Genomic DNA, 10411 nt, shown 5'->3' on the forward strand with positions numbered 1-10411 from the left:
TATGCTGATTACCCAACTAAAATCAAAAGAAATAATTGAATCATTAGCTGAAGGAAAAATTGTGATCATAAATTGTCACGGATGCAAAGAGGTCTATTTCGCAGAACATGAAGCAGACGAACTGCAAAAGGAACTATCAGCCAGTAAAGAAATAACCAAGATCATAACAACCGATTATATCTGTAATCCGGATAATCTAAAACTGCAATTGAAAAAACACATGGACGTAATCAACGCGGCAGATACCATACTGGTATTCTCCTGTGGTGTTGGGATACAGACCGTTGCCGATCAATTCCAGGAAAAAAGAGTATACTCCTGTTGCGATACCTATCAATTACCAGGATTTCAGGGAGTAACTGCACTGAATGTTGATTGTGGGCAGTGCGGGGAATGCTATCTGAATGGTACCGGAGGAATTTGTCCGATTACCGCATGTTCAAAAAGTTTGATTAACGGCCAGTGTGGCGGTGCCAAAAATGGTATGTGTGAAGTCGACAAGGATATGGAATGCGGATGGGAACGAATTTACCGAAAATTGGAAAAGATGAATAAACTGGATAACATGAAATATGATGCGCCCAAAGTACGCAACTTCGGAATTTCAAAAGAAAAATAACCAATAATTTAAAATGATTAGGAGTAATTATAAATGAGAATAACTGAGCTGTTTGAAAAAGGCGAGTTTGTAGTAACTGCAGAAGTGGGACCTCCAAAAGGGGTTGAAATTGACCACTTGATTAAAGATGCCCATGAATTTTTAAAGACCCGAGTCCATGCATTGAATGTAACGGACAATCAGTCTTCTGTTATGCGTACTGGTTCACTGGCAACATGTAAAGTCTTGAAAGATGAGGGATTGCTTCCAATCTTTCAAATTACCTGTCGGGACCGAAACCGAATTGCCCTGCAGTCGGATGTATTAAGTGCGGCATTGTTGGGCATTGAAAATTTATTGTTATTAACCGGAGATTACACCACACTGGGAGATCATCCACAGGCAAAACCCGTTTTCGATCTTGATTCCGTGTCATTGATTCACGCGGTGAAATGTTTGGAACAAGGCTTCGACCTTGCGGGCAATGCTGTTGATGGAAAACCACCTAAGTTTGCTAAGGGCGCGGTTGTATCGCCTTGCAGTGACTCTGTGGATGTCCAACTGGCAAAAATGGAGGCAAAGGTGAAAGCCGGATGTGAATATTTCCAGACCCAGGGAGTATTCGAACCTGATAAATTCATGGAATTCATGGAAAAAGCAAAACAGTTTGGTGTGCCAGTTCAATTGGGACTCATCATTCCGAAAAATGTCGGCATGTGCCGTTATATGAATGGCAATGTAGCCGGCGTTCATGTTCCCGATGATATGATTGAAGAATTGAAGGCAGATAAGGAAAAGACAAAAGCAGGCGACACAGGCGTTGAAATCTGCGCTCGTCTGATCAAAGAATGTAAAGACTACTGCCAAGGTATTCACATCATGTCATTAGGCTGGGAAAACAGAATTCCAGAGATTCTTGACATGGCTGGAATAGCACCAGTGGCAAAATAACCGAATTTAAAATGATCATAGACTGTCATATACACTGTGGATTAGGTAATTCCATAAAAAAGAATAAATCTGGGATCAATAATGATGATATAGTTGAAGGTATGAAAAAAGTCATGCAAACTTATCAATCATATGGCGTTCAAGGATTGCGTGATGGCGGCGATGGCTCAGGAGTTGGAATAGTTCTCAGAGAAATTTCAAAAGACTCCGATCTGATTTTCAGAACACCCATTCGTGCTTTTTATAAAAGAGGCCATTACGGAAATTTTTTAGGCGATCCTGTTGACAACGAAAAAGATAGCATAAAAAAAATGGACGTGCTGATTAAAGAAAGTCCGGATTTTATTAAAATTATTCTTACCGGAATTATGAGTTTCACAGAGTTAGGTATTTCCGGCCCGATCGGATTTTCGAAAAGTGAATGTGCGGCTATGATCGACCATGCTCATCAACGAGGATTGTCAGTGATGGTTCATGCGAATACTCCGGAAGGGATCATGATGGCCTTAACATCTGGTGCAGATACGATTGAGCACGGTTACGGGATAGATAATGACTGCCTTTGTGCAATGCGCGAAAGCAACGTAATTTGGGTACCAACGTTAGCGCCTTTTGCAAATATCGCAAAATGTAGGGATGACAGTCCAATGAAAAAGTATAAACAAGTATCAGAAGCTTATTTTAGACAGCATCGATCAATGGTGAAAAAAGCCAATGCAATGTGTGTGAACATTGCATTGGGAAGTGATTCAGGAGCGACTTTAGTACCACATGGACAGAGCACCTTGGATGAACTTGGCTACTTACTTGATTGTGGATTGACGGAAAAAAAACTTGAAAGTATTGGAAAAAGGGTTTTAGACATTAAATAATACATTATAAATCGAAAAAATGATACCTGCAAATTTATTTGCAGATATCATTTTTTGTGTTTTGTATCCTTCAGCTCGTAGAAAACGTCAAGGCGTGAGAAAAAAAGCATTTAAGACTGGTAATCATCCCGTTCATCGTATAAAATAAGAAAATAGGTTTAAAAACGTAGCGAATTAGAGGACATAGTCGATGAAAAAAATTATGATTGTACGTCCAAGTGACTTTGTGGATATTTCATTAGAAATTCCCGGAATCATTACAGATGTTAAATATTTTACTGGAGAAAATTTTGTCGGTGAGCGAATTGATGGGTATGAATCACCGACTATCTTACTGACCGAAAAGGCAACAATCGCACTTGCTGGAGTTCAAAACCTTCTCATCGAAGAAGGGCATGGTCTCAAAGTATTTGACGGATATCGTCCCAAGCAAGCGGTGGAACATTTTATTCGGTGGGGAAATCAAAAAGAGGATGGGAAAACGAAAAGTGCTTTTTATCCATCCATGACGCGACAAGAAATTTTTAAAAGTGGCTATATTGCATCAGAGTCATCACATACACGAGGAAGTTCAATAGATCTTACTGTGATCAATATGGAAACGGGTAAAGAAGTTGATATGGGCGGTCATTTTGATTTCTTTTCAGAGATTTCTTATAGTGATTACGACCATTTAAGTTTAGCGCAAAGTAAAAATCGAGTTCAATTGAGGTACCTGATGCGATCAGAAGGATTTGAGCCGATGCAACAGGAGTGGTGGCATTTTACACTGTCTGATGAACCCTACCCAGAAACTTATTTTGACTTTAGTATTAGAGATTAGAAATACATGATATAGGCTGAGAACAGCTTCTTTCTTAAGAAGAAAATTTCCAATCTGATGATGAAGTTTGTAAAATTTGTGATATAATATAAAAATTAGATTAAAATACTATTTAGCGTATGAAAGATGGGGAAAAATGAGAAAAAGGAACAAGACAATCTTAATTGTATTGGGCGTGATAGTAGTTATTATTTCGCTGCTGTTATCATTAAACAATTTTTACATTGATTATTTATGGTTTGTTGAAATGGGATATACAGAAATATTTTTCAAGGAACTGGTTACAAAACTCCAGATTGGTATTCCAATATTTTGTGGACTATTACTGATTCTGTTTTTCTATTTAAAACTGCTTAATCATATTTCAAAAAAATATATTGGTATTGTTCAAAAGAGAACCAAAAAGCAAAAAACGGTTATATTTATTATCATTTGTTTTATTGCATTATTTTTAACGATTTTTATTTCAGATAAGCTGTGGTACCAAATATTAGAGTTTATCAATCAGACGAATTTTAATATTACAGATCCGATCTTTTATCAGGATCTATCACTGTATTTTTTTGGATTGCCGTTATACCAAGAACTATTCAGCATATTGATAGGCTGCTTTGTTACATTTGTAATTCTAACTTTTTTATATACGGCCTATACTCTTTACGAGGGAAAGAAAATAGAATTTAATCAGACCCAGGATTTAGAATCACTTAAAGAAAATACAAAAGGGGTTTTCAAAACTTACCTGGAGATTGCCCCCAAGCAGGTTGGCATCTTTTTAGGAATTCTTTTTGTATTACTTTCCTTGGGATGTATTTTAGAAGCATTTCAACTGTTGTATTCCAATACCGGAATTGTTTTTGGAGCAGGCGCTTCAGATATTGATGTCGGATTAAAAGTGATCATTTTCAAAGGCATTCTTTGTCTTGTTCTAGCGGTCACTTCGGTGCTAGCAGGCTACAAGAAAAAATATCTGTTGATGGGTGCGGGTCCGGTTCTGCTGATTGCGGTTATAATTCTTGGCGGCATTGGTCAGAGTATTTACCAATCGTTAGTCGTTATTCCAAACCAATATACTAAGGAAGAAGCATACATCGCCAATAGCATTCGGTCTACTCAGGCGGCTTACAATTTAACTAATGTAGAAGTTAAAGAGTTCTCAGGAACCCAGGAAATAACCGCTACCGATATCAAAGAGAATGATGTGACCATAAATAACATTCCGATAAATGATCAAACGCCGACTAAGGATATGTACAATTCGCTTCAAGGCTTTCGAAATTACTATCAGTTTTATGATGTCGATGTTGATCGTTATAATGTGAATGGAACTTATACCCAGGTATTTTTGGGAACGAGAGAGATGAACAACACACTTCTTCCTAACGAAGCTAAAACATGGGTCAATCAACATTTGAAATATACACATGGATTTGGCGTTGCAGTATCGCCTGTCAATGAAACCAATGATGTTGGACAGCCAGATCTTATTGTTAAAGATATTCCACCGGTAACAGGTGTACCAGAACTAGCGATTAAAGAGCCCCGAGTCTATTTTGGCGAAAGCAACTATGACTATGCAGTCACAAATTGTAAAACCGCTGAGTTTGACTATCCCCAGGGAGATAATAATCAGGAGGTGACTTACACCGGTACAGCGGGGATAAAAATGTCCTTTATCAATAAGCTGGCATTCGCACTTCATTTTGGTTCGCCGGAGTTGCTTTTGACCAATGAAGTAACCAATGAAAGTAATATGATCATTCATCGAAATATTATCGATCGAGTTTCTACTATTGCACCGTTCTTGGACTATGACAGTGACCCATATATGGTGATTTCAGAAGGTCGACTTTATTGGATCGTGGATGCCTTCACGACCAGTAGTAAATATCCATACTCCCAGCCTTATGATGCATCAGGAAAGAACTATATTCGTAACTCAGTAAAGGTTGTTGTTGATGCTTACAATGGCGATGTTACCTTTTATCAAATGGAAGATGAACCACTTTTAGATACTTATGGGAAAATATTCCCAGGACTTTTAAAAGACATTTCGGAAATGCCGGAAGGAATCAGAGAACATATACGATATTCAAAAACTTTGTTTGATGTTCAGTCTGATATTTACAAGACTTATCATATGTCTAATACTTTGTCCTTCTATAATAAAGAAGATCAGTGGGAAACAGCGACTCAGTATAGTGATTCTGAAAAAACCAAGACCACCGTGGAGTCTGCTTACACAATCATGAAGCTGCCTGACCGTAATGAGGAATTCATGCTTACTGCTTCTTTTACGCCAAAGAATAAAGACAATATGATTGGATGGCTAGCAGGAGTTTCAGATGGAGCAGATTATGGAAAGCTTATTTTATATGAGTTCCCCAAGCAACAGTTGATTTATGGGCCAATGCAAATTGAACAGCGAATTGATCAGGATACGACCATATCCCCACAGCTTACGCTGCTAGGGCAGCAGGGATCGCGAGTGCTTCGCGGAAATTTAATGTCGATTCCGATAGAGAATGCAATTCTCTATGTTGAACCAATTTACATCCAGGCGGCTAGTGGAGAAAACAATTTACCGGAACTTAAAAAGGTTATAGTATGTTATCAAAATCAAATTGTCATGGCTGACTCACTTGATTTAGCATTAAGTCAGGTTTTTAATAGCCAAATCGGTGTTAAGGGTAGTAGTGCACCTCAGAGTACGGGAAGCACCAGTTCCATTTCAGAATTAGCAGCAAAAGCCAACAGCTTATTTAAAGAAGCTCAAGACGTACAAAAAGCTGGAGATTGGGCTGGTTATGGCCAAAAACTGAATGAGTTAGATCAGGTTCTGACTCAACTGCAACAGCTTACTGGGGTAACTCAGTAGTAGTAAAGTTTATTAATTAAAGCAGGAGGAAAAAAATGCTTGATATAAAACGCATTCGAGAAAACAAAGAGGAAGTTCAGGCGGGTCTGGACAAACGAGGCAATTATGATTTAAGTTCAATCCTTTCATTGGATGAAAAACGACGAGAAACATTAGGCCGAGTTGAAGAAATGAAAAATCGTCAAAATGTGGTATCTAAGGAGATCCCATTATTGAAAAAGGAAAAGAAAGATTGTTCCGCTATTTTTACTGAGATGAAAGAATTATCTGAAAGAATAAAAGAGTTGGATACTGAAATAAAATCGATAGATGAGAAGATCCGTTATTCACTGCTGACTTTTCCAAACGTTCCCAATCCTCAGATCCATGTGGGAAAAGATGATTCGGAAAATGTAGAAATCAGAAAATGGGGAGAGCCAAGAAGTTTTGATTTTGAAATCAAAGCGCATTGGGATATTGGCGTAGATTTAGACATTCTTGATTTTGAACGAGCAGTAAAAATTACAGGGACACGATTTAGTATGTTTAAAGGTGCTGGGGCAAGGTTAGAGCGCGCACTTATTGATTTTATGCTTCGTGTTCATTGCACTGAACAACAGTATACTGAAATATCACCGCCATTTATGGTTAATCGAGAGAGCATGACAGGCACAGGACAACTACCAAAATTTGAAGAAGATGCATTTTATATACCAAGCAAAGACTTTTTTCTAGTGCCGACAGCAGAAGTACCGGTAACGAATATTTATCGAGATGAAATATTAGCAGAGGAAGATTTGCCGAAATACTTTACGGCATACACACCTTGTTTCAGACAGGAAGCTGGTTCGGCCGGGAGAGATACCCGTGGTCTTATTCGGAACCATCAATTTGATAAAGTTGAAATGGTTAAGTTTGTTCATCCGGATCATTCTGGCGAAGAGCTAGAAGCGTTAACTAATGATGCAGAACGTATTTTACAACTATTAGAGATACCTTACCGTGTGGTTGAGTTGTGTACCGGTGATCTTGGCTTTAGTTCTGCAAAAACTTATGATATTGAAGTATGGATGCCGAGCTACAATCGTTATGTGGAAATAAGCTCATGTTCAAACTTTGAGGACTATCAGGCAAGACGCGCAAATATTCGTTTCAGAGACAGCGAAACTAAAAAAACGCGGTTTTTACATACCCTTAATGGATCCGGTTTAGCCGTTGGTCGAACCTTTGCAGCAATTTTAGAAAATTATCAACAAGCCGATGGATCGGTTGTTGTTCCTGAAAAACTGATTCATTTAATGTGGGGAAAAACTGTTATTGGAAAATAATGAAAACCCCAACAAAAATTATGATTGTTTATGAAACTTGACATAAATAAGTAAAAAATTTATAATTACACTCATGATTCGAGTGTGAAAAACAGTGTCACTATGAAGGAGTATAAAAATGAGCACAAATGAAAAAGCGGTAATTATCACTGAAGCTGGCTTTAATAGTATGAAAAAAGAGCTTGAATATTTGAAAACTGTTAAGCGGCATGAAGTTGCAGATCGAATAAAAATAGCCCGTGAATTCGGAGATTTAAGTGAAAATGCAGAATATGATGAAGCAAAAAACGAACAAGGATTTGTAGAAGGAAGAATATCAGAGATTGAACGAAAATTAAAAGTAATTCAAGTAATTGACGATAAGGATATTCATACCGAAGATGTTGGAGTTGGCAGCATTGTCAAGATAAAAAACTCTGCTTTTGATAAGATATCTGAATTTAAAATTGTCGGTTCGCAAGAATCTGACCCGAAAAACAATCGTATTTCCAATGAATCACCGATCGGATCTGCTCTTCTCGGAGCAAAAGTTGGAGATACTGTAAAAGTTCAAATTCCAGATGGCGAAGCAGCATACCAAATTTTAGAAATACATAGATAGGGGTACAAAGTTGACAACAGAAAATCTAAGTGAAGTCCTTGAAGTAAGAAGAGATAAATTAAAAAAATCACAAGAAGCAGGGAAAAATCCCTTTGAAGAAACAAGTTATGATGTAAGTGTTCTTGCTAAAGCAGTTGAAGAGAAATTTGAAGAATATGAAGAAAAGCTGGTTTCAATGGCCGGTCGTATTATGTCCAAAAGAGGCCAGGGAAAAGTTGCGTTTTATGATCTTCAAGATTCTTCAGGAAGAATTCAACTATTTTTAAAGAAAGACTTACTGCCAGAAATTTACGATGAGATAAAAACTTATGATATCGGCGATATTGTCGGTGTTAAGGGCGAGATTTTCAAAACGAAAATGGGCCAAATTTCGGTTAGAGTTTCAGAAATAATTCTATTAAGTAAATCGTTGCAAATTCTTCCTGAAAAATATCATGGGCTTAAAGATATGGATTTACGATATCGTCAACGTTATATCGACTTAATCGTTAATCCTGAAGTTAAAGATGTTTTCAAAAAACGCTCTCTTATTATGAGAAAAATTCGCGAGTTTTATGATGCTCGAGATTTTCTTGAGGTAGAAACACCGGTACTTTCAAATTTAGCAGGCGGAGCAAACGCGAGACCATTTGTTACCCATCATAATGCATTAGATATCACATTGTATTGTAGAATTGCATTAGAGCTGTCCTTGAAACGTCTGATTGTTGGTGGCTTTGATAAAGTTTATGAAATGAGCCGGGTTTTCAGAAATGAAGGAATGGATGCAACGCATAATCCAGAATTTACGTTACTTGAATCCTATGAAGCTTATGCAAATTACGAAGATCTGATGAAAATGATTGAAGAACTGTACAGTTTTCTTGCCGAAGAGGTGAACCATTCAGAGATCGTAATATATGGAGACGAAGAAATTAATTTAAAAGCACCGTTTAAAAAAGCCAGAATGGTGGATTTAGTTAAAGAACACACCAATGTGGATTTTGATGTCATGACTGATGTAGAAGTGGCTCGTGCGGCAGCAAAAGAATTACATGTGGACGTTGATGGTAAAAACAGCGTTGGGGAAATAATGGCAGAAGTTTTTGATGAATATGTGGAAGACAAGCTAATCCAGCCAACCTTCGTAACAATGCACCCGGTCGAGATTTCGCCATTAGCAAAAAAAGATCCTAAAGATCCTCGATATACCGAACGATTTGAATTATTTATTAATGGGGCGGAATGTGCTAATGCGTTTTCGGAATTAAATGATCCAATTGATCAAAAAGAACGGTTTATGTCACAAGTCCAAAAGAAAACTGACGGTGACGATGAAGCACATCCTTATGATGCTGATTTTATCAATGCATTAGAAGTTGGATTGCCTCCAACTGGTGGTCTAGGAATTGGTATTGATCGTCTGGTAATGCTTTTTACTAATCAGCACAGCATTAGAGACGTAATTCTATTCCCAACAATGAAACCAATCGATTAAATATAATAAAGGACTCAGAGTCTCTTGATTCTGGGTCCTTTCAATAAAGGGACCGTGTTTCGAACTCTTTAGCAAAGTTATAGTCGTTAAATACCATTTAAAGTGACTTAAGCAGTTTGGCGATGGTTTTCATGGCTAATAAAAATAGCCAGTATGAACTTAGTTTACATAAGAATAAAGACTTGCTTATATAAAAATATTATAATGCTTTTTTAAGTCGAAAAAAAAACAAAATTAAAATAAAAAAAGATTGACAGAGTGTGATAATCGGAGTATACTAATGAAGTTGTCCCGAACAGGGGCAGCGCAGCAAAAAAAGCGATTTAAAAACAACTTAAAAAAAAGCTTGACAACTTAAGGCAGCGACGATATAATGTACAAGCTTCGTAAGAACGGAGCGGCGGTCATAGAAAAGAGAATAGTACCATAAAACCTGTAAAACAGCCAAAACATTCGCAAGAATGCAAGCGGCCAAAATAGAAACAGAGAGATGCACTCTATAAAACATCAACTCGCAAGAGGATAAAATTGAGTTATTCATGAGACAGATATGAAAGCCGAAAGGCTCGAATACAAACTTTTATTGAGAGTTTGATCCTGGCTCAGGACGAACGCTGGCGGTATGCTTAACACATGCAAGTCGAACGCGACGAAGGTGCTTGCACCTTCAGAGAGTGGCGAACGGGTGAGTAACGCGTGGGTAACCTACCCTTTGGAAAGGAATAGCCTCGGGAAACTGGGAGTAATGCCTTATAAGATGCGAGAGCCGCATGGCTATTGTATTAAACGCTCCGGCGCCATAGGATGGACCCGCGTCCCATTAGCTAGTTGGTGAGATAACAGCCCACCAAGGCGACGATGGGTAGCCGGTCTGAGAGGGCGAACGGCCACACTGGAACTGAGA

General features: G+C 38.0%; 8 protein-coding genes and 1 rRNA gene. All 9 read left to right on the forward strand.

Going from position 1 to position 10411, the window contains the following annotated elements:
• The first annotated feature begins 1 nt into the window (after nt 1).
• Complete coding sequence (locus FZC40_RS15120; RefSeq protein WP_148605856.1) at nt 2-619, forward strand: methylenetetrahydrofolate reductase C-terminal domain-containing protein; 618 nt, start codon at nt 2-4, stop codon at nt 617-619.
• A gap of 33 nt (nt 620-652) precedes the next feature.
• Nucleotides 653-1549, forward strand: coding sequence for a methylenetetrahydrofolate reductase (locus tag FZC40_RS15125; RefSeq protein ID WP_148568538.1), 897 nt, complete (start codon nt 653-655; stop codon nt 1547-1549).
• 11 nt (nt 1550-1560) lie between these two features.
• Nucleotides 1561-2421 (forward strand): amidohydrolase family protein, encoded by an 861-nt coding sequence (locus tag FZC40_RS15130; protein WP_148605858.1) that lies wholly within the window; start codon nt 1561-1563, stop codon nt 2419-2421.
• Nucleotides 2422-2611: 190 nt separating this feature from the next.
• Complete coding sequence (locus FZC40_RS15135; protein ID WP_148605860.1) at nt 2612-3244, forward strand: M15 family metallopeptidase; 633 nt, start codon at nt 2612-2614, stop codon at nt 3242-3244.
• Nucleotides 3245-3380: 136 nt separating this feature from the next.
• On the forward strand, nt 3381-6122 hold the full coding sequence (locus FZC40_RS15140) for a UPF0182 family membrane protein (RefSeq protein WP_148605862.1): 2742 nt from the start codon (nt 3381-3383) through the stop codon (nt 6120-6122).
• 35 nt (nt 6123-6157) lie between these two features.
• Nucleotides 6158-7429: a serine--tRNA ligase gene (gene serS, locus FZC40_RS15145; RefSeq protein ID WP_148605864.1), complete on the forward strand. Its 1272-nt coding sequence runs from the start codon at nt 6158-6160 to the stop codon at nt 7427-7429.
• 118 nt (nt 7430-7547) lie between these two features.
• Nucleotides 7548-8030 (forward strand): transcription elongation factor GreA, encoded by a 483-nt coding sequence (gene greA, locus FZC40_RS15150; protein WP_148605866.1) that lies wholly within the window; start codon nt 7548-7550, stop codon nt 8028-8030.
• A 10-nt stretch (nt 8031-8040) separates the two neighbouring features.
• Nucleotides 8041-9507, forward strand: a complete 1467-nt coding sequence (gene lysS / locus FZC40_RS15155; RefSeq protein ID WP_148605869.1) for a lysine--tRNA ligase — start codon at nt 8041-8043, stop codon at nt 9505-9507.
• Between the two features lie 579 nt (nt 9508-10086).
• Nucleotides 10087-10411: ribosomal RNA gene (locus FZC40_RS15160) — 16S ribosomal RNA — on the forward strand; the annotation flags it as partial.

Source organism: Acetobacterium tundrae (genome assembly GCF_008086615.1).
Classification (GTDB): Bacteria; Bacillota; Clostridia; order Eubacteriales; family Eubacteriaceae; genus Acetobacterium; species Acetobacterium tundrae.

What these genes read in the sequence shown, in the direction of transcription:
- FZC40_RS15130 (WP_148605858.1), top strand. Translation starts at nt 1,561, where the DNA reads ATGATCATAGACTGTCATATACACTGTGGATTAGGTAATTCCATAAAA.
- FZC40_RS15120 (WP_148605856.1), top strand. Translation starts at nt 2, where the DNA reads ATGCTGATTACCCAACTAAAATCAAAAGAAATAATTGAATCATTAGCT.
- FZC40_RS15125 (WP_148568538.1), top strand. Translation starts at nt 653, where the DNA reads ATGAGAATAACTGAGCTGTTTGAAAAAGGCGAGTTTGTAGTAACTGCA.
- FZC40_RS15135 (WP_148605860.1), top strand. Translation starts at nt 2,612, where the DNA reads ATGAAAAAAATTATGATTGTACGTCCAAGTGACTTTGTGGATATTTCA.
- FZC40_RS15140 (WP_148605862.1), top strand. Translation starts at nt 3,381, where the DNA reads ATGAGAAAAAGGAACAAGACAATCTTAATTGTATTGGGCGTGATAGTA.
- greA (WP_148605866.1), top strand. Translation starts at nt 7,548, where the DNA reads ATGAGCACAAATGAAAAAGCGGTAATTATCACTGAAGCTGGCTTTAAT.
- serS (WP_148605864.1), top strand. Translation starts at nt 6,158, where the DNA reads ATGCTTGATATAAAACGCATTCGAGAAAACAAAGAGGAAGTTCAGGCG.